Below are 26,324 nucleotides of genomic sequence, written 5' to 3' on the forward strand. Positions count from 1 at the left end.
GGGGTGGCCGCACGGTAAAACCTATTTTGTCATCCCCGAAGGTTTCTGTCGGGGAACTGTTTTTATTAAAAAAGGAAAACGACAGATTCCCGACTACAACTTTCGGGAATGACTACGAATCCAAGAACGGAGACAACGGCTTCCCGGACCCTGCGGGCCGCACCCTAGCGGGCCGCCAATTCCTCGGGGATGACGGCTTAACAACAAGTGGCCGCACGGCAAGATCCTTTGTCAAACGGTTGCTTGTTTTGTTTCTGGTTACTTTATTTGCGGCGGTAAATGCCCCGGCGGAAATCATTTCCGCGGTGTCGTATAATCCGTCGCGTATGGGCGATTATGTTTATTTAAAGGTAGCCGATAAGGCCAATTTAAAAGGCGGTATTGAAGCCAACACGATGACGGTCCGCTCCGGCGGTACTGTGAGTGCCAGTTCCCCTAATTTAAATTATAATGTTCCCGCTGTGGTGGGGGAGTCCGGCTCTACGCTTGATATGCCGAACACGGCTATCCACGGGGCGGCGGCCAATACTTATGATAACTATCAGGCCGTCAATACGGGTACACCTAATGCACTTTTAAATAAAGTGTATGTAAACGGCGGAACGACAACGGTCAAAAGCGATTCGTATATATCCACGTTAGATGCGGTAAACCGCTTAAAACAAAAGGCGGCTACGTTGCGCGCTAATAAATTATCTGTCAGCGGCTCGGAGGATGCAAGCCTTTATGATGATGCCACAACGGACGGGTTTACATTGTCCGGGAACGATATTCCGCAGCCGACGAGTTCGCACGTCAATACAGGCGCGGGCCTTAGCAACTGCACCTTAAAATGGGAAGAACGCGTAACGAGTGATAACCAAAAGGTAAAACTCTTGGCGCTTGCAAATTGCGGAAGCGACAGGCCGACGCTTCCAACTATTCCGACGGATGATTGTTCTGGTCTTATTTACAAAGATACCCATAAGGCCGAGTGTTGTCCTTTTGTCCCTATGACGGCGGCAGACGGGATATGTTATAAATGGGATTGGGTTTTTATAATAAGCGGAGATCAGGATGTTAATTGCAGTAATAGAAATTATGGCACTTCTTGCGGTACTTGTTCTAGTCCGAAACAACAGTGTGACCTAAAATCTTGTATTAACGGCGGCACAACGCTTCATACAGATTCTTATAAGTGTGAAGTGGTTAGAAATGGCTGGTAAAATTTTCCACACATCAAAACTGCCCCGGAGCACTTTCAAAAGTATCCGGGGCGTTCTTTTATAAAGACTTTTTAATGAAACTCCCCAGGCTTTTTAAACCCGGGGAATAGTTATTTTTGCAAAAATTTAATTAATTTTTGCGGATTAACAAGTTTGGATGTAAACGCTTGGCCCTGAAAGGTGCATTGGCGCGTGTCGTTTGTGGCGGCAACGGCTTGTAAAAATTCTGCCTTGGTAAGCCCCGGCTTTACTTGTACGCCTAGCGCATACAAACCCGCCACATAGGGCACCGCCCACGAGAGTCCGCCATTAGCATAATGTACATAATCTCCGTTACCATTGGGCGCGGCAACTACGCGGAAATCGGTCGGGGCGAATACGTCTTGGAAAGCCGCATAAGATGGCAATTTTTCTTTTTTCAACCAATATGCCGGGCGGCAATAGTCGGCTTTGTCCGGATTATCCCGCGAGTGTGTGCGGTTTAATGTAAAAACATCCTGAGTGGTAAACACGGCTATCCCGTCATCCTCTAATGCTTTTTTTGCAACGGCAAACTCTTTTGCATCTAAATCGTCTGGGGTGAATCCGCGCGAAATAGACACCACACGGATTTTCTGTTCCGCAGGTAATTGCTTGTTTACTTGGGCAATCCGGCGCAACGCACGGGCATTGGGTGCGGCGTCGTAGCGGTCTTCTGAACTCCGGCCGAATTCAGGCGCGAAAAAAAACAAATTAGCCTGTGGGGCCACCCCAACGGTTTTCCCCACCAAAATAGAGGCTACTGCTGAGCCGTGCATACTGCTGTCCATTGGTTTCCACCAAATATTTTCCTCGTACCAAACTAAATTTTTCGTGTATTCTTGGTGCGTAGTCAACAGGTTTTGGTCCAAAATCGCCACAGAAACCCCTTTTCCCGTAATGCCTTGTTTATGCAATTTATGTAAATGTAAACCGGGGTTTTTGCCATTTTTTAAAATCTTTTTAGCATTAAATCCCTTGGGCAGTTTGTTTTTGGACGGCAAAACGGTTTTGCTGTCAAAGGTCAGTACATCAGCCAGTTCATCCTTGGTATATCCGCTGAAATCCCAGGAGGACACATCACACGAGCGAACATCCAGTTCCGCAGGGGGAACAACTTTTTCGGGCTGTCCTTTTGCCAGTATTTCGGGGCAAAAACAAGAAAAGTTTGCCGGGGCCGGGGAGTTTTCAATATAAGGGAGTGTAACAGCCGACCAACCGGGTAAAGCCAAGCACAACATCCAGCATAGTATTATTTTGTTTTTCATATTTAAAAGTCTCCTACCTGTTAGCGTGTATAGTAAATTAAGCCGAGGCCAAAATGGCGGTTAGCAAGGCAAGCAAGGTCCCGCCGAAAAACAGCACCAAGAGTAGCGGTACGACGGCAATCCCTACCGTCAGCCACCCAAAGAGCCCCGCCCACCAAGCCACGCGCCGGGCTTCGTCCGGCAGGTTTGTGCGGGCCAAATCCTGCGCGCGCAAGGATAAAATCATCCCGGCAATCGCCAGCGGAATTGTAAAAAAGCCCGTAAAGCACGAAATAATTACCGCAATGACCGAAAGCGTAAAATGGCTGTTAATGCAGTTTGCGCCATTTAAATTGCATTTGCAGTCGTCCGCGTTGCGTTTATCCGGCGTGCAGACGGGTTTGTTTTCCTGCGTTTGGTTTTCCATAAATTTCCCCCTTGCCGCCAAGCGGGCATAATGCCTAGCCAAACGGCTAAATTATTATATAAAATATATCTTTAAAGGGAGCCCTATTTTATGGAAATAACTAAAAAAGATGTAGCCTTGGCCGCCAAACTTGCCAAAATGCAGGTCAGCGAACAAGAAGCCGCTATTTATCAAGAACAATTAGAAGCCCTGTTTAAATGGGTAAAGGAACTTTCCGCCGTGAATACGGACTCGGTCAAATTGACCAACGTCAACCACTCGGCGCATATCCGCCGTGACGAACCCGTCAGCGACTTGGCCCGCGCCGCTGCTTTGCGCCAAGAATTTGGTGCGTTGGAAGATGACTGCGCGAAAGTAAAGAAGGTGCTTTAATATGATGACCGCTTTGGAAATTGTAAACGCTATTGAAACAGGCGTGAAGACCGCCGAAGAAATTACCCGGGAATCTTTGGCAAAAATTGCCGAATTAAACCCCAAAATTAACGCTTTGGTGGAAGTGTTTGAAGCAGATGCCCTGGCCCAAGCCAAAGCCGTGGATGCCAAAAAAGCCCGCGGTGAAAAACTGGGGCCGCTGGCCGGTGTGCCGGTGGCAATTAAGGATAATATTCTTTACAAAGGGCACAAGGCTACCTGCTGTTCCAAAATGTTGGAAAATTATGTGGCCGCCTACACCTCTACGGTGGTGGAAAAATTAGTGGCCGCGGATGCCGTAATTATCGGCCGTGCCAATATGGACGAATTTGCAATGGGCAGCAGCAACCAAACTTCCGTTTACGGTCCGGTTAAAAATCCGGTTAATTTGGAGTGCGTGCCGGGCGGTTCCTCCGGCGGAAGTGCGGCGGCTGTGGCGGCGGGGATGGTTCCCGTGGCTTTGGGCACCGATACGGGCGGCTCCGTACGCCAACCGGCAGGTTTTTGCGGGGTGGTGGGTATTAAGCCCGGTTATGGCCGTATTTCGCGCTATGGCGTTATCGCTTTTGCTTCCAGCGCCGACCAAGTGGGTGTACTGGCCCAAACGGTGGCTGATTCTGCGCGCGTGTTGGAAGTGTTGGCCGGTAAAGATGTGCACGATTCAACTTCCTTGGACGCAGAAGTTCCTGCTTATGAAAAACTTTTTACGGACGGTTTAAAAGGCCTAAAAGTAGGGCTTCCCAAGGGCTTTTTGGACGGTTTAAACGCGGATATTAAAGAAAAGGTGGACGCGGCTGCCAAGCGCTTGCAGGAGTTGGGTGCGGAACTGGTGGAAGTGGAAGTGCCTCACGCAAAATATGCGGCTCCGTGTTACTATATTATCACCAGTGCGGAAGCCAGTTCTAACCTGGGCCGCTTTGACGGTATCCGTTACGGGTATGCCGATAAACAAGCCCAAGATTTAAACGCCTATTACGAAGGCTCCCGCAAGCCTTTTGGATTGGAAGTAAAAAAGCGCATTATTATCGGTACTTACGCACTGACCTCCGGCCGTTACGAGGAGTGTTTTGTAAAGGCGATGAAGGTGCGCGAACTCATCCGCGAAGATTTTAAAAAAGCGTTTGAAAAGGTGGATATTTTACTGACGCCCACCTCGCCCACGACGGCCTTTAAACTGGGCGCGCACGACGAGGACCCGTTGGCCCTGTATCTGGCGGACCTTTATACCTGCCAGGGCAATATCGGCGGGCTTGCCGGTATCAGCGTGCCGTTTGGCAAGGATAAAAACGGTTTGCCTGTCGGCGTACAGTTTTACGGGCCGATTTTGCAGGAAGAAAAAATTTTAAACGCGGCGTATAACTTAGAGAAGGGCGTATGATTGTTTCCGAATTTTCGTGCGGCGGTGTGATATTGGACGGGCGCAAGGTTTTACTCGTCCAAGTCAAAAATATGAAAGGCAAAAAGATTTGGACGTTTCCCAAAGGACACATTGAACAAGGGGAAACGCCACGTCAGGCCGCGCTGCGCGAAGTATTGGAAGAAACAGGCTATAAAGCCGTTATTGTCCGGCCGATGATTCGGGTGAAGTATGCATTTACTTTTCAGGGAAATTACGTCAAAAAGATGGTCCAATGGTATTTGATGAAGAAACTGGGGCGCATTGGCAAGCACGATGCGTCCGAAATTATTTCAATCCGTTGGGTGTCTCTTTTAAAGGCGCGTGAATTGGTGCAATACCCGAGCGATATCCGCCTGGTGGATATGCTATTGGCCAGTCTGCACATAGAACCCTCCGAGGAGCCGGAAACCGAGGAATAGGGGCTGTTTTAGTTAGTAACGGGCGGGACGCAACCTGTGTTTGGGTTTTGCGTTCCGCTTTTTTATGGGCGTGCCAGGGCGTGGCGCACTAGGGTGTCGTCATCTCAGAAGGTTTTTATCCGGTATCTTGTCGTTTGCTGTTGTGTCATCCCCGAGGAATTCAGTCGGGTATCTGCCGTTGCGTAAGAGAACAATAACAGCAAAAACAGATTCCCGACTACGACCTTCGGGAATGACGACTTTATTTTTTATTGTTGCCGTGTCGTTCGTTTGCGACATTGCAAAAACAGTGTGGCTCCATTAGTCAAAAGAGGGGAAAAAGGTAAGCCGTCCGCAGGACTTATTTTAAAGGGGTTGTTTCGTTTTTTTTTTTTGTTAAAATTTTGATAAATCGTGTTGTGTGCACCCGGATGTATCTGCCGTATAAAAACGCGTATAAAAGGCCGTTTTGCTTAAATATAAAGGCCTTAAAAAGGAGAAAAAATGAAGGGATTTACTTTGATAGAATTGTTGGTCGTTGTTCTTATTGTTGGCATTTTGGCGGCGGTGGCGGTTCCTCAATACCAAACGGCGGTTGATAAGGCGAAATATAGCAAAATTATTCCTATGACGCGCGCTTTAAAGGATGCTACGGAAGTATATTATATGGCGAACGGTACTTATAGTTTTCAAATCGGGGATATTGATATTAGTGGCCCGGCGGGGTGCAGGTTTCCGGCGGGCGATAATATTGTACTGTGCGAAGATTCTTGGTATGATATTTTAAATAATGCCCAGAATGTAATGGGGTTTGTGGGGGCCCGTTATCAGACGACGACCGAACAAAACGCCTATCGTATTTGGTTGGACCACAATAACAACGGAAAACCCGCGGGGCAACGGGAGTGTGTAGCGTATGACGGAACAGAACGGGCACACCGCTTGTGCAAGGCAATGGGTGGCGTTAGGGTTAGCGAGTGGTCCAAAGATTATATTTTGCCGTAGCCTTTCGCAGAACACAAATAAGGGCGTAAAAAACCCCGCTCGTTTGAGCGGGGTTTTCACATTATCTAATCAAAGATTAGTGTACGCCGTGCATCCACTTTTTGATTTTTCCCGTCATAATCCACATGACTACGCCAAACAGCATAGACATAACGGCCGGGACGGAGAACAGCGTGGTCAGGCTCCAAGATTCATAGTAACTGGCCAACCACCCGGCAAGCAAGTTACCGAAGAAACTGGCCGTCAACCATACGCCCATAAACAGGGACATAAATTTAAGCGGCGCGAGTTTGGTAACCATAGAAAGCCCTACCGGGGACAAGCACAGTTCACCCATCGTGCAGAACAGATAGACCAAAATCAGCCAAATTGCGCTGACCGGGCCGTTGGCTTGGTACAAGGCGGCACCTATTGCAACCGCGGCAAAACCAATACCTTGCAAGAACAAGCCCCAACCGAATTTGCTCGGGATAGAGGGGTCTTTCGTTCCCATTTTAAGCCACAGTTTGGCAAACAACGGGGCGAAGAGAACCACGAAAATGGGGTTCACTGCCTGGAAGTAAGACGCTTTAAGCGTAATTTGCCCAATAATCGGTAAAACCGGGGTCAAATTAGTGGCTTCTTTGGCAAAGAAGTTCAAAGACGTTCCGGCTTGTTCAAAGAACGCAAAGAAGAAAATAGCGAAGAATACGAAAGTGAAAATCGCTTTGATTTTATCCCATTCTTCTTCCGTCAGCGGCTTTTTGGCGGCTTCGGCTTTGGCTTTTTCTTCGGGGTCTTCGTCTTGGTCGTTTTTAGTTACGGGGTGTAAGCCAATGTGGCCCAAGTATTTGTTTTGGGAAACCAAATACCACACGAGGCCGATTAACATACCCGTACCAGCGGCCATAAAACCGTATTTCCATTTATAGGCTTCCAATACGTTCATCGGGTCGGTAGGTTCGCCTAAGAAACCGCAGATAAACGGCGCAAAAAACGCACCTACGTTAATGCCCATATAGAAAATGGTAAAACCGCCGTCTCTTCTGGGGTCGTTGGGTTCATAAAGTTCGCCCACGATGGTGGAGATGTTGGGTTTAAAGAAACCGTTTCCGATAATAATCAGCGTTAAACCCGTACCCAATGCGAGAATCGGGTTAATGAGTTCATAAGACGCCAGCGTGAATTGACCCATAGCCATTAAAATAGCACCAATGGTAATAGAGTGGCGTTTGCCGATATAACGATCCGCCAGGTATCCGCCCAAGACGGGGGTTAAATACACCAGGGCCGTGAACATACCGTAAATTTTGCTGGAAGTTGCTTTGGTAAATCCAATTACGGTACTAATCATAAAGAGCGACAGAAGAGCTCTCATTCCATAATAGTTAAAACGTTCCCACATTTCAACCATAAACAGCATATACAGCGCTTTCGGTTGACCGTGTTTGGTAACGTTATGCTTTACTTCGTTGTCTGTCATTTATTTCTCCTTGTTTAATTAAAAGGGTACTCTATATTGTACAAAAATATAGGCACACCAGAGAGGGAAAAATTAAAAGGCCGGCAGGCCGCCGTTCAGCATTAGTTGCGTGGCGTCTTGTATCAACAAAAATGCGTGATAAAATGCCACCACTAAATATGCGCCCAAAAGTATGAGAAGCAGGGTGTATATCCATTTGGCGGGAGTGGAAATAATTTTGGACAGCCACACCATTGGCAAGGCGAACGGCCCCAATACAAGGGCTAGTAAAATAATCCCGGAGTGGGAGTAAAAAAATCCGCGGCCCGGCTTTAAACTGCGTCCGCAAAAGCGGCAGTAATTGTCTGTTTCGTCCGCTTTGTTATGGCAATGGGGGCAAGTTTTTATGTCGTTCACAGTTCCACTCCTTTGCTGCGCAGGTAGCGTTTGATATGGCTGCGTGCCCCGGCGGTTTTGGCAAATTCCAACCAATCGCGTTTGGGCGCACCATTTTTGCGCGTGATAATTTCGCACACGTCGCCGGTTTTAAAGGCATAGTCCATACGCACCATACGGTTGTTTACCTTGGCTCCTACATAATGGTCCCCAATGTCGGTATGAATCGCGTAAGCAAAATCAATGGGGGTGGACCCTTCCGGCAAGGATTTTACGTCCGCGCGCGGTGTAAACACAAAGATTTGCTGTAAATTTACGTCAGTTTTAAAACCTTCCAAAAATTCACGCGGTGCGGTTAAGTCCTGCTGCCACTCAATCCAACGGCGAATCCAGTTAATTTTTTCGTCAAAGTTTTTGTCGGGTTTTACATTGCCCATTTTATAGCGCCAATGCGCCGCGATACCGTATTCGCAGGTGCGGTGCATTTCCTCGGTGCGGATTTGCAGTTCAATAATATCGCCGGTGGGGGATAAAACCGTGGTGTGAATACTTTGGTACATATTGGCTTTTGGTGTAGCAATATAATCGGTAAATGTACCCGCAATCGGTTTAAATACGCTGTGTACGAGGCCCAGGGCACGGTAACAATCCTGCAACGTTTTTGTAATAATGCGCACACCAAGGGAATCTTGTATTTCCGCAAAGGTACAATGGTGCTTTTGCATTTTTCGGTAAATGGAGTAATAGTTTTTAGCGCGGGCCAAAATGCGGAAGTCCAAATTGTCGGCTTTTAGGGCGGGTTCTAATTGCTTTTTAAAGGCTTCCAGTGCGGCCTGACGGTCGGCGGTGCGGGCCTCCACTTGGGCCTTGATGTCTGCATATTCCAGCGGGTGGAGGTATTTAAAGGACAAGTCCTCCAAATCTGTTTTGATAGTAAACATACCCAACCGCTGGGCCAGCGGCGCATAGAGTGAAATGGTTTCGTACGCCTTAAACTGTTGGCGGTCCGGCGGCATAAAATCAAGCGTACGCATATTGTGGGTGCGGTCCGCGAGTTTGATTAAAATAACGCGCACATCTTCGGCCACGGCGATAAGCATTTTACGCCAATTTTCTACGGTTTCCTCGTCGGTGGAGGAAAATTTTAAATCGCTGATTTTCGTTACCCCTTGTACCATATGGGCAATTTCCGGATTAAATTCCCGGCGCAGGTCGTCCAAGGTTACGGAAGTATCTTCTACCGTATCGTGAAGTAAACCGGCGCAAATGGTGTCCGCATCCAGGTTAAAATCCATTAGAATATTGGCAACGTGGCAACAATGCGTAAAATACGGCTCGCCGCTTTCGCGCTTTTGCTTTTCGTGTGCTTTTTCGGCAAAGTGATAGGCCTTTTCAATCAAAGAGGTGTCCTGATTGGGGTTGTATTCTTTAAACTTGCGGAGCAAGGCCGGTAAATCGGGAGCGTTTTGCATAGGTTTACTCGTGTTTTAAATCATTTAAAATTTCCGCTGCGGCCCGCTTGGCTACACCCGGTTCGCCCAACGAAGCGCGCAGTTTTAATAAATCTTCACGCATGGCGGTCAGTTTGTCCGGATTTTGGAACATAGCCATTGTTTCGGCGGCGAGGGAATTTGCGTTGGCGTCCTGTTGGATAAGTTCCTTTACCAGTGCGCGGCGCGCAAGCAGGTTGACAAGTGAAATGTACGGCACTTTAATCACGCGTTTGGCAATTTCGTACGTCGGCCAAAAGAGTTTGTACGCTACCACCATCGGAATACCCAAAAGAGCGTTTTCCAAGGTGGCTGTGCCGGAACAGGCCAGCAAAAAGTCCATTTCCGCACGTTTGGCGTAATGGTTGTCTTTTACGAAGTGAAAATTCTCGTGCGGTTTTTCGCCGATTAAATCCAAAAATACTTTTTCGTCCGCATCCGGCAATAAGAACATATACGCCTGTGTGTTGGGAAATTCCTTTAATACTTGCTTAAAGGTTTGGTAAAAAACAGGTGTTAAACGCTTGATTTCACCCATACGGCTGCCCGGCAGCATACCCAGTTTCCAAGCGTGGTTTTTGTGGTCGGCTACATTAAAATTCTTATCCTGCGGGGCCGGTAAATAGTCCAGGAGCGGATTTCCTAAAAAGACGGCATTTCCGCCAAACTGTTTGTGAAATTCCGGCTCAAAGGGGTAAATGACGAACATTTTTTTTGTCAGGCCTGCCAGTTGTTTGGCGCGGTACTGGCGGCTGGCCCACACCTGCGGCGTTACATAATAGTAAGCCGGGATATTGCGGTGCTTTGCCATACCTAATACTTGGTGGTTAAAGCCGTAAAAGTCCACCACAATAAGAGCCACCGGGTTTTGCGTTTCCATATAATCGCGGATTTGGTTTAACAGTTTAATCCAAAGCGGCATTTTTTTAAGCGGCTCAATAAATCCGCTTGCCCCCTGGCTGGCTAAATCATACATAAAAGTATCGCTGGCGGCGGCTAACTGTTTACCGCCGATAGCCGTAACGCGTACGTCGGGGTCAGCCGCCTTTAAGGCGCGCACCAAGGAAGCGGCGTGGATATCACCGGACACGTCCCCCGCCACGATGAGAATATTTTTAGAAATGGGGGTAATGGTGGACATTATTTTTCGTCTCCTTTAAATTGCCCCAAAGTTTCGTCCAATACGGCTTGTGCGGCGCGGGCAACCGTGCTGATAGCCTGCAACGGTTTGGGGGTGTGCAGGTGTCCCGTTTTGGGAATATCAAAACGGTTCATTTTTTCGCAAATTTGCAACGCCAGTTCCAGGGCTTTGGTTCCCTTCTCGCCGCTGGGGGCAGGTGTGCGGGCCGTTTTGATGCAGTCAATAAAGTGCAAAATTTCTGCGGTAATAGGCAGTTGCTTTTCTACCTTGGGATAATTGACCGTCAAATCGTTCATATTATTAATGACGGGTTTGTCCTTGCTGTATGTTTTCACGCGGGCGTTCATAAAGTCCACGGATACATATCCGTCCGGCTGAAAAAGATGCATAAAACGGGCGCGTTCAAAACTGGCGCGGCTGGCAGTTACGTCGGCTACGGCTCCATTGGCAAAATGTAGGCGGACGTTGGCGATATCCTCGTGCGGAGAAAACACGCTGAGTCCTACGGCATCTACGTGAACAACCTCGCTGGGAACAATAGTATAGAGCAAATCAATATCGTGAATCATCAGGTCCAATACTACGCTGATGTTGGCCATGCGTCCGTCGTACGGCCCTTGGCGGGTAATGGTAATAAAGCGCGGGTCTTTGATATATTTTACGGCTTCCACCACCGCCGGGTTAAAGCGTTCTACGTGCCCCACCTGTAAGACGAGGTTGTGGCGTTTGGCGGCTTGGATTAAATCACGCGCTTCTTCCATCGTTACCGCAATCGGTTTTTCCACCAGCGTATGCACGCCGTGTTCCAAAAAGTACATACCGATTTGGTGGTGCAACTGCGTGGGAGCCGCTACAATTACCGCATCTACTTGTCCGACGAGTTCTTCCGGCTTGGTATATGGGGTGCAGTTGTGCGCCCACGCGAGTTTTTGCGCGCGCATTACGTCCGGGTCGCACACGCCCACCAGCGTAACCCCTTTCATTTTGGCAAGGGTGCGGGTGTGGAAAGTTCCGATTTTGCCGGCGCCGATAACGCCGAATTTGATAGGTTTGTCTTGGACCATAAATCTTTTCTCCGTTATTATCTATTATACCTAATGTGCCCTTGTATTGGACAAAATCATTTGCGCACGCAAAAAAGTTGACAGGCTTTTTAATCTTGGTATAATGTGAATATGAGATATATGGAAAGAACACTTGTTCTAATTAAACCGGATGCTATTGAAAAACGCATCAGCGGTCTTATTTTGGACCGCCTTGACCACCTCGGTCTGCAAATGACCGGGGCCAAAGTAGTTTCGCTTACGGAAGAATTGGCCCGCGCGCACTACAAGAATTTGGAAGGCAAACCCTTCTTGGAAGAAGTAATCCAGTATATGATGGGTGAATTTAACAATGTGCCGAACCATAAAATTTACGCTTTCGTTTTCCAAGGTGAAAATGCGATCGCCAAAGTCCGCCAGGAAATCGGCAGTACAAACCCCGAAAAAGCCGCTCCGTGGACGATTCGCGGCAGTTTCGGCCGCTTTATCGGTGATGTAATGCAAAACTGCGTACACGCCTCCGGCTCTCCGGAAGATGCGGAAAAAGAAATTGCGCTTTGGTTTAAACCCGAAGAGGTGTTGGACCGCTAAATGTTTGTCCGTTTATTAAAAACTGTCGCGCCGGCTGTTATGTTGGCGTGTGTTTTCACTCCGCTTTTAGGGGCGGAGACGGAAGAAAAAACGGTTTCTTTGTCCACGCAGGACGGTTGGGCGCTTGCCGCCGTGTACCGTCCTGCTTCTTCGCAGGATAAAACCGTTGTTTTGTTGCACGATTTAAATAAAAAGAAAGAAGATTTTTCCTCTTTTAAAACCGACCTGGCGCGTGAGGGGTTCGGTTATTTGGCATTGGATTTGCGCGGGCACGGGCAAAGTACGGGCGAAGGGGAGGCCAAGACCTTTTCAAGAGAAGGGGTGGATAACCAGTTTAATAAAATGACCCGCGACGTGGACGCTGCGATGAAGTTCTTGCAAAAAAAGGGCATTACCCCGACGGAAACCGTGCTGTTGGGCACCGGCTTGGGGGCCAATGTCGCGTCCAAGAGCGCAAGTTTTTGGCCGGATATTTCCGCCTTGGCTCTTATCAGTCCGACTACCAATAACCGTGATGTTCTTTCCATACCGGCTATGCGGTTATATAAAGGTGATGTACTGATTGCCGCCGGTGCGGCCGACAAAAAAATGTTTTTGGAAGCCAGCGTGCTGCGCAATGTGTCTTTTTTAAGTGCGGGAGAAGGAAAAGTAACCTTTTTAACCGCGTACGATTTAACCTCGCACGAAATGTTGGATAAATATTTGCGCCCGGCGCTTATCCAGTGGCTCAAAACACCGCATAAGCCCGAGGTGCTGCCGGACCCAAAACTTACGCCGGACCCGATTCCGTCGGACGGCGCGTTAGTGGCCCCTTCCCAGAGCGAGGAGGCTCTGGTGCCGTCTGTGCTTTGATTAGGAGAGTCTTGTGAAACCTGCTCGTATTGTTTTTCCCGGATTTTGGTTTGGCGAAAGCGATTTGAAGCAAGCCGAAGAACTGGCCCGCCGCGGTGTCGGGGGTTTTTGCCTTTATGGGGCTACGGCCCGGGAAGCGTACGACTTTACGCGTCGTATGCGTGATGTGTCCCCGTATGACCATTTGCTTTTTTGCGCTGATATTGACGAAGATTTAAACGAAATTATTACGGATGCCCCGTCCTTGCCGTCCAATGTTTCTTTGAGCCGCTTTCCCTCTCCGCAGGACGGTGCGTACCGTAAGGGAAATTTGTTGGCGCGTATGGCGCGCAGTTTAGGAATTGATTGGGTGTTGGCCCCGGTTGTGGACTTGGGGTATGCTTCCCCGGCTTTCTCCGATGTGCCGCTGGCAGTTACCCATTTGGCGGGAGATTTTATTGCGGGGCTTTCCAATGGCGGCGCATTGAACTGCGTAAAGTATTTTCCCGGTGTGTCCGGGGTTTTAAAGACTTTGGCGCAAATGGAAGATGCAGAATTTGTGCCTTATAAACACATTTTCCGCCGCGCCGATGCCATTATGCCCTCGGATATGACGTTTCCCAATATTGATAACGATAACCAAGCAATGCTGTCGGACAAAATGATTAAGGGGCTTCTTAAAAAACGGCTTAATTACAAAGGTTGCGTGGTCAGTTTTCCGCTGTTTAAGGGGCGGCTGCGTTACGAGGATGCAAGCGTAATTAAAATGTTGCATTGTGGCATTGAGGATATTTTGGCTCCCAAAGATGCTTCCTCTGTTATTGATGCGATTGAACGGGAAGTGGATAGAGGATTCTTAATGGATGAAATTATCCACGCGGTTTCCAACCACGAAATGTTCATCAGCAAAGTTTTTATGGGGCCGGAACCGATGGACTATAAAAAGGCTTTTGATATGGCCCGCAGTACCTTTGAAAAATAAAAACTTGAAATAAATAAACCCCCGCTCCGGAGTTATTCCGGAGTGGGGGTATTTTATCGGTTCAAAATTACTCTTCGTCTTTTTTGAACTTGGCGGCAATTTCGTCTTTGCGGCGGTTAAATTCTTTTACCACTTTGTTTTTGCCGTCTTCCAGTTTTTCGCGCGCTTCTTCGGCACGGTCGGCTAATTTGTGACGGAAATCTTCCGCGCGGTCTTTGATTTTTTCTTTCAGTTCCCCCGCGTGTTCCAGCACATATTCCTTTTGTTCTTCGTAGGTGTCATCCGCCCAGCGTTTTAGTTTGCGGCGGGTTACTTCGCCTTTGGCCGGTGCCAACAGCACCCCGGCGGCGGCGCCCACGAGCGCTCCTAATAAAAAAGCGGCAATGCCCGCTCCGGCACATTCACATTTATGGCACATAATGTCCCCCTCCTTTTGCTTTGCTATAATGTTATATATATTGTACAACAATTAATAGGAAGTTCAATTCCTTATACATAGTATAGTCGTAAATTTAGTTTTTGTCAGACCTATTTTTAATTAGTTGGAGGTAACTATGCCAAATCCGTCCGCTCCCCGTCAAAACGGGAAACAACTGGCCCCCGAAGTCCGCAAACGCAACTTTGAAGAAGTGGCCCAAATTTTTACCAAAGAAGAAGCCCAAGCCGAGGCAAACCGCTGTTTGCACTGTAAAAATGCCCGCTGTCAGGCCAACTGCCCGGTAGGGGTGCAAATCCCGGATTTTATCGCTCTGTTAAAGGACGGCAAAGTGGGCGAGGCCGCCAGCAAAATTATGGAAACGAGCCTTTTACCCGCTATTTGCGGACGTGTCTGCCCGCAAGAAAAACATTGTGAGGGAAATTGTGTTTTAAAGGAGCGGTTTGGCTCTGTCAATATCGGTATGTTGGAGCGTTATACCGCCGATACCGCCCGCAAAGAGGGTTTATTAAAAGCACCGCAAACGGCCAAGCCGACGGGCAAAAAAGTGGCTTGTATCGGTTCCGGGCCGTCCTCTATTGCGGCGGCGGCCGAACTGGCCCGCGCGGGACACGACGTAACTGTTTTTGAAGCCTTGCACGCCTTTGGCGGGGTTTTGCGCTATGGTATTCCGTCTTTCCGCTTGCCGCGCGAAGTAATTGACCACGAAATTGAAACCGTTAAATCTATGGGGGTTAAGTTTGTAACGGACGTATTGGTGGGCGCAACGGAAAAAATCGCCGATTTACTAAAAGATTTTGATGCTGTGTATGTGGGCAGCGGTGCCGGATTGCCGACGTTGACAGGTATCCCCGGCGAAAATGCCGTCGGTGTATATAGCGCAAACGAATTTTTAACCCGCATTAACTTAATGCAGGCATTTAAATTCCCGGAAACGGATACCCCTATCCAGGTAGGTAAACACGTTGTGGTATTGGGCGGCGGAAACAGTGCAATGGATGCGGCCCGCTGTGCAATGCGTTTGGGGCCGGACTCCGTTACGATTGCGTACCGCAGAAGCGCGGCGGAAATGCCTGCGCGCGCCGCAGAAGTGGAACACGCCAAGGAAGAGGGCGTTCAATTTGAATATTTGGTAACCCCCAAAGAAGTATTGGCAGACGATAAGGGCCGTGTAACCGGGCTGAAATGCACCCGCAACCAATTGGGCGAACCTGATGCCAGAGGCCGCCGCCGTCCGGTGGAAATTCCCGGCTCGGAGTTTGTAATGCCTGTGGATACGATTATTGTGGCTATCGGGCAAAAGCCGAACCCGATTATTGCCAAAACTACGCCGGAACTCAAAACAACCGAACGCGGCGTGTTGGTGCTGGACGAAGAAGGCAAAACCACTATGCCGGGCGTGTATGCCGGGGGCGATATTATCCGCGGCGGAGCCACGGTGCTTCTGGCAATGAAAGACGGTATTGAAGCCGCTAAACGCATAAATGCCTATTTGGAGGGGAAATAGTATGCAGGAAAATACCATTTTAGTAAAGGAAAATTTAAGCAGTGTGGTAGCAAAATTTGTCATCTATAAACCGTTGGTTGCCAAAGCCGCCCAAGCGGGGCAATTTGTCATTTTGCGCGGACGGGAGGGGGGAGAACGCGTGCCAGTTACGCTCGTGGATTGGGATAAAGAACAGGGAACTATTACCGTGATTATCCAAGCCATCGGCAAGACTACCGGTTTGTTTAACTCCTTGAACCAAGGTGATAAATTTTTGAACGTGGCCGGCCCGCTCGGAACACCCGTAGAAATCAAAAATTACGGTACCGTAGCCGTCGTAGGCGGGGGAGTCGGCATTGCTGAGGTGTACCCTATTGCGCGCGCGTTTAAAGAGGCAGGCAACCGCGTGATTGCCGTATTGGGGGCGCGCACCAAAGATTTGCTTATATTGGAACCGGAAATGCGTGCGCTGTGTGATAAAACAGTCAGCACTACGGACGACGGGTCCTTTGGTATGAAAGGGATGGTTACGGATGCAATTCAAAAATTGCACGACGAGGGTGAAAAAATTAATGCCGGTTTTATTATTGGGCCGATTCCAATGATGAAATTTACGTCGCGTTTAATGGATAAATTAGATATGAATCCGCACGCCAGCCTCAACCCCATTATGTTGGACGGTACGGGGATGTGCGGCTGCTGCCGTGTAACAGTGGAGGGAAAAGTGCGCTTTGCGTGCGTGGAAGGACCTATGTTTCCGTCTAAAACCATTGATTTTGACGAACTCCTCCGCCGCACCGCCGAGTACCGCCCGCAAGAAGCGCAAAGTTTGGAACTTTACCAAAAGGACCACGTTTGCAAGTGCGGTCTGCACTAATAAAAAGTTGGTTTAAAAATGCCCCGGGTTATATATCAAGCCCGGGGCTTTCTGCAAAATCTATAAAAAGCCCCCGGTTGTTGCGCCGGGGGATTTTTATATGCTGACAGCCTTAAAGCAATTTGGAAGCCAAATCTGCCAGGTGGCTGCGTTCCGTCTTGGTAAACGTAATATGTCCGTGGCTCTTTTGGCCTTTTAAGCGGTCCACCAAATAGGTAAGCCCGTTGGATTCCACATCCAAGTATGGCGTATCAATTTGATACGGATCGCCCGTAACCACAACTTTTGTACCTTCGCCCGCGCGGGTTAAAATCGTCTTCATTTCGTGCGGAGTCAGGTTTTGTGCGTCGTCCACAATCATATACTGCCCCGGGAGAGAGCGGCCGCGCATATGCGTAACGGAGGCAATTTCAATTTTACCGCTGTCCAGCAGGTAATGGGCTTTTTCTTCGCCTTCATCCGGGTTGCGGCGGTCCGCCAAGAACGCGAGGTTGTCGTAAATAGCCCCCATCCACGCTTCCAGTTTTTCTTCCTTAGTTCCGGGCAAAAAGCCGATATCTTTTCCGACCGGAACGATTGAGCGGCACACCACCAAGCGGCGGTAGGCGTTTTCGTCCATTGTGCGCTGTAAGCCGGTAGCCAAGGTAATGAGCGTTTTCCCTGTACCCGCCGTACCCACGAGGGTTACAATGTCCAAACTGTCATCTAACAGTAGTTCCATCGCAAATCGCTGTTCTTTGTTTAGCGGCTTAATGCCCCAAGCCGTCGGTTCCTGGGTGGAAAGCGGGCGCAGTACAAATTCCCCGCTGTTGGCCACGCGCCCGATAGCGGATTTTTTGCTTCCGTCGGACGACTTTAAAATAATAAACTCGTTGGGATAATAAACCGCCGGGTCCACCGGGAGTTTTTTGTCGCGGTAAAACGCGTCAATCTGCTCTGCCGAAACTTCCAATTCCGCTACGCCCGTATAAAGTTCGTCCACGTTGACCTTGTCGGACGTATAGTCTTGCGAGGCCAAACCGAGGGCTTCGGCTTTCAAGCGCATATTGATATCTTTGGTTACCACAATTACGGGCGCGGCGTTCTTGCGGTAGGAACCTTCCTTTTTACTTAACGTATAGGCAATATTTAAAATAGAGTTATCTGCCTTGTTAAATGCCAAGGATTGGGGCAAAATGTTGGGTTTATCCAACTCAATTTTAAGGATTCCGCCCTTGTCCAGTTTTACACCTTCGTTCAAACGTCCGTGGGAACGCATTTCATCTAATGTGCGGGACACCATACGCGCATTTTTGCCGCGGGTATCGCCCTCACTTTTAAAAGCGTCCAATTCTTCAATCACCGCCATTGGGATAATAATGTCATTATCCTCAAAGGCGTGCAGGCAGTTTACGTCGTGCAGAAGCACATTGGTATCTAGTATGAATGTTTTTTTCATAAGCCCCTCTTGTAGTGGCCCGTTATAGGACGGGTTAATTATAGTATAGCCTTTCTTTCGCCTTAGTCAAGGGCTTTTATCGTCGGTTGGAGCAAAAAATGTATATTTTGGCTAAAATATATATATGAAATATCTTTGCATACACGGACACTTTTACCAACCGCCGCGCGAAAATGCGTGGCTGGAAGAAATAGAAATTCAGGACAGCGCCGCTCCGTACCACGATTGGAACAGCCGTATCTGCGCGGAGTGCTACGCGCCTAATGCCTTGGCGCGCGTGCTGGACGGTAATAAAGATTTAATAGATTTAACCAATAATTATTCCCGCATCAGTTTTAACTTTGGCCCTACATTGCTCTCTTGGATGGAAAAAGAGGAACCGCAGGTTTACCAGGCAGTGCAAGAGGCCGACCGTATCAGCCGTAAACGCTTTGGCGGGCACGGCAGCGCGATTGCCCAAGTCTATAACCATATGATTTTGCCTCTTGCCAACGCGCACGATAAACAAACACAAGTGCGTTGGGGAATTGCCGATTTTGAAAAGCGTTTTGGACGAAAACCCGAAGCCATTTGGTTGGCAGAGACGGCCTGCAATACGCCGACACTGGAAGTGCTGGCAGACGAGGGTATGAAATTTGTCATTTTGGCTCCCGGACAATGTGCCCGCGTGCGCAAGATAGGCGAAAATAAATGGCAGGAAGTCGGCTCCCGCGTGGATCCCAAGCGGGCTTACCGCTGCAATTTACCGAGCGGAAAAAGTATTGCGTTGTTCTTTTACGACGGGCCGGTATCGCAAGGCATTGCTTTTTCGGATACTTTATCCTCGGGCGAAAAGTTTGCTTCCCGCTTATTAGGCACCTATAACGCAGGGGACGAAGCGCAGTTAATGCATATTGCTACCGACGGTGAAACGTACGGACACCATCAAAAATTCGCCGAAATGGCCTTGGCTTACTGCCTTAAAAAAGTAGAGGAAACTTCCGGTGTGGAACTGACGGTTTACGGAGAATTTTTGGAAAAGTACCCGCCGCAATATGAAGCGCAAATTGTGGAAAACACCTCTTGGAGTTGTTTTCACGGGGTGGAGCGTTGGCGTGCCGACTGCGGGTGTAATTCGGGTATGAAGCCCGGTTGGCACCAAAAATGGCGCGGGCCGCTTCGTGCGGCGTTGGATTTTGCGCGCGACGAAATGGTGAAAACCTTTGAAGGTGTGGGCGCTCAGTATTTTAAAGACCCGTGGGCGGCGCGAAATGATTATATTGATTTGATTTTGGACCGTTCGTTGGATGCCCAGCACCGTTTTTTCTTAAAGTATGCCACGGAAAAAGCGTGGAGGGACCGCCCGACGGCATTAATGCTGCTTGAAATGCAGCGCAACGCAATGCTGATGTACACCAGTTGCGGGTGGTTTTTTGACGAGATAAGCGGTATTGAGACGGTGCAGATTATGCAGTATGCCGCGCGCGCGATTGAACTAAACCGTGTGGTTACGGGTGTAGATTTGGAGCCGGCTTTTATGGATAAATTGGCCCTGGCCCCCAGCAATTTAAAGGAACTTAAAAACGGGCGCGTAGTCTATGAGCGGTATGTAAAACCGCAGTCAATGCCTATTGAAAAAATTGCGTTGGAATTTGTAGTGTCTGCCTTGGCGGACGAAACAGCCAATCCCAAACGTGCTTATGAGTGCGACGTGTTACATTACGCGCCTATCCGCTTATCTGCTGCCGGGGTACATCTGTCCTATGGGGATATTACGCTTAAATCCCGCACGACGCTGTTGGAACGTCAAATGCACTTTGCTGTGTTTCAGCGGGGCTCGGCGGCGTTCGTGTGTGCGGCAGGCGAAGCGGGCAAAATGGACCGCAACGCAGTTTTCGCCCAAATGGAACGGCTGTTTAAAGACGGAAAGTACGACGAGTGCGCCGATTTCATCAGGCAGTCGTTTGAAAAAACTTATCCGCTTATTTCTATGTTTCAAGATGTCCGGCGTAAAGTGGTGGACCTCGTTTTACGCAAAATGGACGAACAAATGGATACCCAATTTACCGAGGTGTTTGAACGGCAATACCCGGTGGTTCGCGGCCTGCAACTCATCGGTGCGCCGATTCCCAAGCCGTTTTTGCGCGTGGCGGAGTTTGTGCTGTCGGCTGATTTAAAGGCCGAGTTTCGCGCCGCTAACGTAAATGTAAATGCGGTAGAGGAGTTAATGGAAGACGTGAAAACCCTGGGGTTGGACGTTTCTCACGGCCCGGTGCGGGATGCGGTAACGGAAAAGTTGACCTTTCTGGCCTTTTCGTTTGCGCGCAATCCGGCAGATAAAGCCAGTGCACTTAAATTGGTGGAATTTTTAAACTATGCGGAAATTTTTGGCTTTGAGCCGGATACGGTCAAAGCGCAGGAATTTGTCTTTTTTGGCTTAAAAGCCCTTGGGGCTGAGGCCAAAACCAAGGATATTTTGCGTGCCTTGGCGCGTAAGTTAAAAATAGCCCTGTAAGTTTTACTATAAAAAAACGGCCCCGGGCGTTATTGCCGCGGGGCCGTTTTGCATTAAACAAAAATTACATCGGATCGCGTTTTAGGGGAATTTTTTCCATAGCGGCCAGTTTCTTTTTCGCCAAGGGTTCCCCTTGTCCTACGGCCATTAAATAATAATGCAAGGCTTGGCTGTCGTCCTTGGTTACCCCTACTCCCCGTTCGTACAAATCGCCTACTAAGGTTTGGGCCAAGGGGCTTTTGTCCTCGGCGGCGGCCTTCATCAGTTCAAACCCTTTTTTTTCGTCTTTTTGTGTGCCGATACCGTGCAAATAGCAAATAGCCAAATTGACGCGTCCTTCAAAATCGCCCGCTTCCGCAGCGGTTTTATACCAATGAAAGGTTTTGCCGAAATTCTGCGGGCAGCCGTGTCCGGCATTATACAACCCTGCCAAAGCCGTCATCGCGCGCGTGTGGCCGTTTTTTGCCGCAGTATCCAGCCAATTAAAGGCTTGTCTGTAATCTTGGGGCACCTTTTTGCCTTGGTAATACATCAACCCCATTTGGTATTGGGCTTCCGGGTCGCCCTGGGAAGCCTTTTGCAGTGTTTGTTTAAACGGGTTATGGGCGTACTGGCGCAGAAAAAATAACGCGAGTGCTAAAATAAAAATCACCGTTAGCCCGGTACGCGTTTCAATCAGTTCCATAATGCTCCTATTTGGTTTTTACCAGTTTCCGGTTGGTTAAGGTATAGACTTCGTCCGCATAGTCGGCGGCGCGGACGTCGTGCGTAACCATTAAGATAGTCAGGCCTTTATCCTTACTCATTTTGGCGAAATCTTGAAAAACCTGTTCCTTGCGGGCGGCATCCAGATTGCCCGTGGGCTCGTCCGCCAGTAAAAGGGCCGGTTCGTTGCGAATCGCGCGAGCAATACTGGCGCGCTGTTTTTCACCGCCGGACAGGTCTGCCGGGAGTTTATGGCTAATGGGGCCAAGTCCTAAGTTTTCCAAGAGAATTTGCGCTTTTTGGCGGTCCGGATTCCCTTTCATTAGGGCGGGCATATCCACATTTTCTAAAAGTGAAAATTCAGGAAGAAGGCCGTCAAACTGGAAAACAAACCCCATTTTTTGAAGGCGCAGGGCCGAACGGGCCGTTTCGCTTTTAAGTGCGGTAATTTCCTCCCCGTCCACAAAAATTTTGCCGGAGGTTGGTTTATCCAGCATAGCAATCAAATTTAAAAGAGTGCTTTTGCCCGAACCGCTGGGGCCGAGCAAAACGGTAAATTTGCCGCGTTTAATGGACAGCGAAACATCTTCTAATACACAGAGGTCTTCTTCGTCGCCTTGTCCGTAAATTTTGGTTAAATGTTCCAGTGTAATCATATCATCCATACCGTATAGCATCAGTGGGGTGTACGCGTGAAGCCTTTACCGCCGGGTACAGTCCCGCCACAAAGCAAATTAAATAACTGCCGCCTACCACGGACAGCATATCCCACAACTGCATTCGTACGGGAACTTTGGTGAGATAGTAAATGTCGCCGGGAAGTTCCACAATATTAAAAGTAGCAATAATCCAACACAATAAGCAAGCCAATAGTAAACCCAGCGTAATACCCAGGGTGGCAATAACCATTGCTTCCCACAAAAAAACTTTGCGGATGAGTTTGGGGCTGGCGCCCATGGCCCGCATAATACCGATATCGCGCAGTTTTTCGGTTCCCAATAAAATCAGGTTGCTTGCAATGTTAAGCGAAGCCACCCCGATAATTAAAAATAAAATAATGAACATCATTGCTTTTTCCAGTTTTAAAGCGGCATAAAGCGTACTATTTAATTGCGCAAAGGTTTTGACGGAGTAGCCGTAACCCACTACCGGGCGGATTTGCTCGGCGGCTTTTTCGGCATCATTAAGATTGTGTAGCCGCACCGCCAGGCCGGTAGTGCCTTGTTTGAGGCCGAAGAAATCGCTGGCGTGATTCAAAGTGGTATAGGCTATCGTATTGTCAAACTCATAATAGCCCGTACGCAAAAGCCCGCTAATGCGAAACTTTTTCATTTTGGGGAACATCCCCGCCGAAGTAGAAATAGATTGCGGAGAAATGAGTACCACCTCATCGCCGATATCGGCTCCCAAATTGGCGGCCAGTTCTGTGCCTAACACCAAGGGCGGCGGGGCATTTTCTCCCCAGTCGGGCGTAAAGGCGCCGTCCACTAACGAATCGGCCAGATTATTTATCTTTTTTTCCTGTTGGGGATCCAACCCGCGGACAATGAGACCTAAACTTTGCCCGGCATAAGTAATAATTCCCTGCCCGTAAATATGCGGTGCGGCGGCTTCCACCAGCGGAAGTTTTTCCAGTGCGGCGATTTTCTTTTGATAAGTGTCTTTGCTCATCTTGCCGAAGATAAGGATATGGCTTTGCGCGCCGATAACTTTGTCTTTAATATCGGTTTGAAAGCCGTTCATAACGGATAAAGTGGTGATAAGGGCGGCCACCCCCACGCTGACACCGGCCACCCCGATAAGCGTGGTAATAAAGGCGAATAGGCCTTGACGGCGCGTTAAGTAGCGCACGGCGATAAAACGTTCAAATTTCATAGTTGTATTTTACCTTATTTAAAGGAGCCTTGGGGAAAATGGGGCGGAGGTGACGGAGTGTGGGTAAAGATGACGGACAATCTGCTCTGCGGCTGCGGCGAGGGCTTTTGTTTGGAGTTTCGGATTTACGCTCGCGAAATGTATGGCTTGTATGGCGGAACATAAGGCTTTCAACACAATAAAAACCCCGCACTCAATAAAAAGGTGCGGGGCTTTTATCAAAACAACTTTATTTCTTTTCTTCTTCTTTTTTCTCGTTCTCGCTTTCGTCTAATTTTTTAAGCGTGGGGAACAAGATAATTTCGCGGATAGAGTCTTGCCCGGTCAACATCATAATAATACGGTCAATACCAATACCCATACCGCCGGTGGGGGGCATACCGCTTTCCATTGCTTCAATGTAATCGGCATCCAAAATATCGGCATTATTTGCATCTTCGCCCTTGGCTTCGGCCTTGGCGGCGGCTTGGTCTTTCAAGCGCTGCAATTGGTCTGCCGGGTCATTTAACTCGGTGTATGCATTGCCCAGTTCCTGTCCGTTTACGAACACTTCAAAGCGTTCCACCAGTTCCGGGTCGCCCGGTTTGGTTTTGGAGAACGGGCTTACTGCGGTGGGGTATTCCATCGCAATTACCGGGTTGTGGTATTCAGCCAGCAGTTTTCCTTCAAAAAGTTCGTCAAAAATAGAGGAATCGCTGTCGTTGGGGCCGAATTTTACGCCTTGCTCGCGGGCGACTTCTTCCAATTTTGCCCGGTTAAAGTGGCGGCCGTTTAACACGTCGTGGATATCGTGCCCGAATTTTTCCTTCCAAGCCACCGGGATATAGAGGCGTTTAAAGGGCGGTCTTAAATCCACATCATGGCCGCGGAAATGAATTTTCTCCGCGCCAATGGCTTTGGCGGCATTACCTAAAATTTCGTCAAACAAATCAGCCATTGTGTTTACATCCCCATATGCCTGATAAAGTTCCATCATAGTAAATTCAGGGTTATGGGTCGTGTCAATGCCTTCGTTGCGGAACATATGGCCGATTTCGTAAATCTTATCCATACCGCCGATAATTAAGCGTTTGTGGTACAGTTCCAACGCAATGCGCATAAAGAGCGGCATTTTTAAGGCGTTGTGATACGTTTCAAACGGACGGGCAATCGCACCGCCGGAATCGGGGTTCAAAATCGGGGTATCTACTTCCAAAAAGCCTTTTTCATCTAATGTTTTGCGGATAGACGAAATGATTTTGGCGCGTTTTACGAAAATTTCTTTTACGTCCTCATTGGCGATTAAATCCAAGTGGCGTTTGCGGAAGCGGACCTCGGTATCTTGCAAGCCGTGGTATTTTTCCGGCATCGGGCGGATAGCCTTGGAGAGAAGCGTAAGTTGGGTTACTTTAATGGTTTTTTCGCCTGTTTTGGTAACGAATACGTGCCCGGTTACGGATACAAAATCCCCTACTGCAATATGCTTTTTAAAGAACGCATAGGGTTCGTCGCCCAAGTTGTCTTTGGCAATGTAGAGTTGCACACGGCCCGAAAAATCGCGCAAGTGCGCAAAGGCCGCTTTGCCCATTAAGCGCAGTTGCATCAGTCTGCCGGCGGTAACGGCTTCTGCTCCTTCGGGGGAGTCTTTGGCCTGTTGGCAAGAAATCTGTTTATCACAATGGTTTGGATAAGGGGTTACACCCAGTTGGCGGATTTCTTCTACTTCCGCATAGCGCCGGGCGATAATTTCGTCCAACGAATTGTTATGCTGTTGCGTATGTTCGGTTGACATCTGTAAAACCTCTGTATTTGATATTACTTATATTTTAGCAAATTGGGGCCGTTGCGGAAGGCGTAATAATGATACAATAATCAACGGAGGCATTTATGAAACGAAATACCATTTTATTTATTTTAGTGATCGGGGCCCTTATCAGCGGAGGGTTGTATTACCGGTACCACGGCGAAGAAACCGACGAACGCGGTGCCACCAAGTTAATGCAGGCATTGGAACACGAAGAACAATTAACCAAGGAAACCGCGCGCCTAATCAAACGGAGTGATGATGTAAACGAACGTGATTTAGCCGGGCAAACCGCGCTGTTTTATGCGGCGCGCCACGCCAAAGACCCGCAAGCCGTGCGTAATTTAATAGAGGCGGGTGCTGATGCGTACATTACGGATAATGAGGGGCGTACCGCGCTAATGAACGCGGCGCAATATAATGAATCTGTGGCGGTGGCAGAGGAACTTGTTAAAAACACATCACACGTTAATTTGCAGGATAAGGCGGGAGAAACGGCTCTTTTGCTGGCGGCTAAAAACAATACGGCTGATGTGATAAAGGTATTGCTCCGTGCCAAGGCTAACCCGGATATTGCCGGACCTGACGGCAAAACCCCCGCACAGGAACTGGCGGCAAATAACAAACTGACGGATGAGGAAAAAAACGATTACCGCCAGGCAATGTTAGTCCTTTCCATATTACAACCTCACCATTTGGAATAAACCCTTGTGTCAAAAAAACTTTTTTGTAGCGGTTGCTAAATGCTGCACCTACGGGGGCTTCTTTCCGGTAAAATTCCTAACGGAATTTTTCTGCGTGCCGGGCTCGCGGTTTTGTCTTTCGCTTCGTAAAACCCAAAATATCGTTGCTGTTTTCAAGTTCTGCTCGTAAGCAAGGGCATTTACTTGCTTGGGCAAAAATTTGGCTCTACCGGAACGGTAGAGCCAAATTTTACTGCGCCCACCAGGACTTGAACCTGGAACCCACCGATTATGAGTCGGTTGCTCTAACCGATTGAGCTATAGGCGCTAAATCTCTTTTTATTATAACAAATTAAGGAGCCGGGTGGGATAATAAGAAAAAATTGCGTCCTTTTATCAAAATGTGCTAAAATACTTATGTTAATCCGGGATGGTGTAATGGTAACACGGATGCCTCTGGAGCATTAATTCTAGGTTCGAGTCCTAGTCCCGGAACCAGATTTGAAACCGCCTTTTTTGAGG

Annotated in this window: 25 protein-coding genes and 2 tRNA genes; 13 read left to right on the top strand and 14 right to left on the bottom strand. The window is 48.6% G+C overall.

What is annotated here, in order from left to right; translation table 11 throughout:
• On the top strand, nt 1-1,205 hold a 1,205-nt coding region (locus ACQY2K_RS01980; RefSeq protein ID WP_428040545.1), incomplete at its 5' end, for a hypothetical protein.
• A gap of 110 nt (nt 1,206-1,315) precedes the next feature.
• On the opposite strand, the gene ACQY2K_RS01985 is transcribed toward ACQY2K_RS01980, so the two are convergent.
• Nucleotides 1,316-2,491, bottom strand: coding sequence for a S8 family serine peptidase (locus ACQY2K_RS01985; RefSeq protein ID WP_428040546.1), 1,176 nt, complete (start codon nt 2,489-2,491; stop codon nt 1,316-1,318).
• Between the two features lie 37 nt (nt 2,492-2,528).
• Nucleotides 2,529-2,897, bottom strand: a complete 369-nt coding sequence (locus tag ACQY2K_RS01990; protein ID WP_177748435.1) for a hypothetical protein — start codon at nt 2,895-2,897, stop codon at nt 2,529-2,531.
• A 90-nt stretch (nt 2,898-2,987) separates the two neighbouring features.
• Between ACQY2K_RS01990 and ACQY2K_RS01995 the strand changes: the two genes are divergently transcribed.
• The 4 genes from ACQY2K_RS01995 (at nt 2,988) to ACQY2K_RS02010 (ending at nt 6,110) form a co-directional block, all read left to right on the top strand.
• Complete coding sequence (locus ACQY2K_RS01995; RefSeq protein ID WP_428040547.1) at nt 2,988-3,269, top strand: Asp-tRNA(Asn)/Glu-tRNA(Gln) amidotransferase subunit GatC; 282 nt, start codon at nt 2,988-2,990, stop codon at nt 3,267-3,269.
• Between the two features lie 4 nt (nt 3,270-3,273).
• Nucleotides 3,274-4,686 carry an Asp-tRNA(Asn)/Glu-tRNA(Gln) amidotransferase subunit GatA gene (gene gatA / locus ACQY2K_RS02000; RefSeq protein WP_428040624.1) on the top strand — a complete coding sequence of 471 codons (1,413 nt, stop codon included), beginning with the start codon at nt 3,274-3,276 and terminating at the stop codon, nt 4,684-4,686.
• Nucleotides 4,683-5,126, top strand: coding sequence for an NUDIX domain-containing protein (locus ACQY2K_RS02005; protein WP_177748439.1), 444 nt, complete (start codon nt 4,683-4,685; stop codon nt 5,124-5,126). Before gatA ends, ACQY2K_RS02005 begins: the two co-directional genes overlap by 4 nt.
• 483 nt (nt 5,127-5,609) lie before the next feature.
• Nucleotides 5,610-6,110, top strand: coding sequence for a type IV pilin protein (locus tag ACQY2K_RS02010; protein WP_428040548.1), 501 nt, complete (start codon nt 5,610-5,612; stop codon nt 6,108-6,110).
• Nucleotides 6,111-6,186: 76 nt separating this feature from the next.
• Here ACQY2K_RS02010 and ACQY2K_RS02015 read toward each other — a convergent pair whose 3' ends face one another.
• From ACQY2K_RS02015 to ACQY2K_RS02035, 5 genes are all read right to left on the bottom strand, one after another.
• The gene (locus ACQY2K_RS02015) at nt 6,187-7,572 is read right to left on the bottom strand and encodes a peptide MFS transporter (RefSeq protein WP_428038117.1); all 1,386 of its coding nucleotides are present in this window, start codon (nt 7,570-7,572) and stop codon (nt 6,187-6,189) included.
• Nucleotides 7,573-7,644: 72 nt separating this feature from the next.
• The gene (locus ACQY2K_RS02020) at nt 7,645-7,968 is read right to left on the bottom strand and encodes a hypothetical protein (protein WP_428040549.1); all 324 of its coding nucleotides are present in this window, start codon (nt 7,966-7,968) and stop codon (nt 7,645-7,647) included.
• Complete coding sequence (locus tag ACQY2K_RS02025; protein WP_428040550.1) at nt 7,965-9,419, bottom strand: RelA/SpoT family protein; 1,455 nt, start codon at nt 9,417-9,419, stop codon at nt 7,965-7,967. The genes ACQY2K_RS02020 and ACQY2K_RS02025 overlap by 4 nt, the downstream gene beginning before the upstream one ends.
• A 4-nt stretch (nt 9,420-9,423) precedes the next feature.
• Nucleotides 9,424-10,578 carry a lipid-A-disaccharide synthase gene (lpxB, locus tag ACQY2K_RS02030; RefSeq protein WP_428040551.1) on the bottom strand — a complete coding sequence of 385 codons (1,155 nt, stop codon included), beginning with the start codon at nt 10,576-10,578 and terminating at the stop codon, nt 9,424-9,426.
• A complete protein-coding gene (locus ACQY2K_RS02035; RefSeq protein WP_177748449.1) occupies nt 10,578-11,642 on the bottom strand; it encodes a Gfo/Idh/MocA family oxidoreductase in 1,065 nt (354 codons plus the stop codon). The genes lpxB and ACQY2K_RS02035 overlap by 1 nt, the downstream gene beginning before the upstream one ends.
• Nucleotides 11,643-11,753: 111 nt before the next feature.
• Between ACQY2K_RS02035 and ACQY2K_RS02040 the strand changes: the two genes are divergently transcribed.
• The 3 genes from ACQY2K_RS02040 to ACQY2K_RS02050 are packed head-to-tail and all read left to right on the top strand — an operon-like array spanning nt 11,754 to nt 14,025.
• A complete protein-coding gene (locus ACQY2K_RS02040) occupies nt 11,754-12,212 on the top strand; it encodes a nucleoside-diphosphate kinase (protein WP_087289197.1) in 459 nt (152 codons plus the stop codon).
• Nucleotides 12,213-13,064: an alpha/beta hydrolase gene (locus ACQY2K_RS02045; RefSeq protein WP_428039919.1), complete on the top strand. Its 852-nt coding sequence runs from the start codon at nt 12,213-12,215 to the stop codon at nt 13,062-13,064.
• A gap of 13 nt (nt 13,065-13,077) precedes the next feature.
• A complete protein-coding gene (locus ACQY2K_RS02050; protein ID WP_428040552.1) occupies nt 13,078-14,025 on the top strand; it encodes a glycoside hydrolase family 3 N-terminal domain-containing protein in 948 nt (315 codons plus the stop codon).
• 67 nt (nt 14,026-14,092) lie between these two features.
• Here ACQY2K_RS02050 and ACQY2K_RS02055 read toward each other — a convergent pair whose 3' ends face one another.
• A complete protein-coding gene (locus ACQY2K_RS02055) occupies nt 14,093-14,443 on the bottom strand; it encodes a YtxH domain-containing protein (protein WP_177748455.1) in 351 nt (116 codons plus the stop codon).
• Nucleotides 14,444-14,579: 136 nt separating this feature from the next.
• Here ACQY2K_RS02055 and gltA point away from each other — a divergent pair, with 136 nt between their 5' ends.
• Together gltA and ACQY2K_RS02065 are read left to right on the top strand one after the other, a co-directional pair.
• Nucleotides 14,580-15,968 (top strand): NADPH-dependent glutamate synthase, encoded by a 1,389-nt coding sequence (gene gltA / locus ACQY2K_RS02060; protein WP_177748457.1) that lies wholly within the window; start codon nt 14,580-14,582, stop codon nt 15,966-15,968.
• A 1-nt stretch (nt 15,969) separates the two neighbouring features.
• Complete coding sequence (locus ACQY2K_RS02065) at nt 15,970-16,824, top strand: sulfide/dihydroorotate dehydrogenase-like FAD/NAD-binding protein (protein ID WP_428040553.1); 855 nt, start codon at nt 15,970-15,972, stop codon at nt 16,822-16,824.
• A 112-nt stretch (nt 16,825-16,936) separates the two neighbouring features.
• On the opposite strand, the gene ACQY2K_RS02070 is transcribed toward ACQY2K_RS02065, so the two are convergent.
• Nucleotides 16,937-18,262 carry a PhoH family protein gene (locus tag ACQY2K_RS02070; protein WP_177748461.1) on the bottom strand — a complete coding sequence of 442 codons (1,326 nt, stop codon included), beginning with the start codon at nt 18,260-18,262 and terminating at the stop codon, nt 16,937-16,939.
• A 124-nt stretch (nt 18,263-18,386) separates the two neighbouring features.
• Between ACQY2K_RS02070 and ACQY2K_RS02075 the strand changes: the two genes are divergently transcribed.
• The gene (locus ACQY2K_RS02075; RefSeq protein WP_428040554.1) at nt 18,387-20,756 is read left to right on the top strand and encodes a DUF3536 domain-containing protein; all 2,370 of its coding nucleotides are present in this window, start codon (nt 18,387-18,389) and stop codon (nt 20,754-20,756) included.
• A gap of 64 nt (nt 20,757-20,820) precedes the next feature.
• Here ACQY2K_RS02075 and ACQY2K_RS02080 read toward each other — a convergent pair whose 3' ends face one another.
• From ACQY2K_RS02080 to lysS, 4 genes are all read right to left on the bottom strand, one after another.
• Nucleotides 20,821-21,441: a tetratricopeptide repeat protein gene (locus ACQY2K_RS02080; RefSeq protein WP_428040555.1), complete on the bottom strand. Its 621-nt coding sequence runs from the start codon at nt 21,439-21,441 to the stop codon at nt 20,821-20,823.
• 7 nt (nt 21,442-21,448) lie between these two features.
• Entirely contained in the window at nt 21,449-22,117 is a 669-nt protein-coding gene (locus ACQY2K_RS02085; RefSeq protein WP_177748467.1) for an ATP-binding cassette domain-containing protein, read from the bottom strand.
• A 1-nt stretch (nt 22,118) separates the two neighbouring features.
• Complete coding sequence (locus ACQY2K_RS02090) at nt 22,119-23,336, bottom strand: ABC transporter permease (protein ID WP_428040556.1); 1,218 nt, start codon at nt 23,334-23,336, stop codon at nt 22,119-22,121.
• Nucleotides 23,337-23,565: 229 nt separating this feature from the next.
• Nucleotides 23,566-25,107, bottom strand: coding sequence for a lysine--tRNA ligase (gene lysS / locus ACQY2K_RS02095; protein WP_428040557.1), 1,542 nt, complete (start codon nt 25,105-25,107; stop codon nt 23,566-23,568).
• A 95-nt stretch (nt 25,108-25,202) separates the two neighbouring features.
• On the opposite strand from lysS, the gene ACQY2K_RS02100 reads away from it, so the two are divergent.
• The gene (locus ACQY2K_RS02100) at nt 25,203-25,823 is read left to right on the top strand and encodes an ankyrin repeat domain-containing protein (RefSeq protein WP_428039910.1); all 621 of its coding nucleotides are present in this window, start codon (nt 25,203-25,205) and stop codon (nt 25,821-25,823) included.
• A gap of 233 nt (nt 25,824-26,056) precedes the next feature.
• On the opposite strand, the gene ACQY2K_RS02105 is transcribed toward ACQY2K_RS02100, so the two are convergent.
• Nucleotides 26,057-26,130, bottom strand: a tRNA-Ile gene (locus tag ACQY2K_RS02105).
• 96 nt (nt 26,131-26,226) lie between these two features.
• Between ACQY2K_RS02105 and ACQY2K_RS02110 the strand changes: the two genes are divergently transcribed.
• Nucleotides 26,227-26,300 (top strand) — tRNA-Gln (locus ACQY2K_RS02110).
• The last annotated feature ends 24 nt before the right edge of the window (nt 26,301-26,324 follow it).

The organism is Candidatus Avelusimicrobium fimicolum (assembly GCF_021632165.1).
In the GTDB taxonomy this organism is placed as follows: Bacteria; Elusimicrobiota; Elusimicrobia; order Elusimicrobiales; family Elusimicrobiaceae; genus Avelusimicrobium; species Avelusimicrobium fimicola.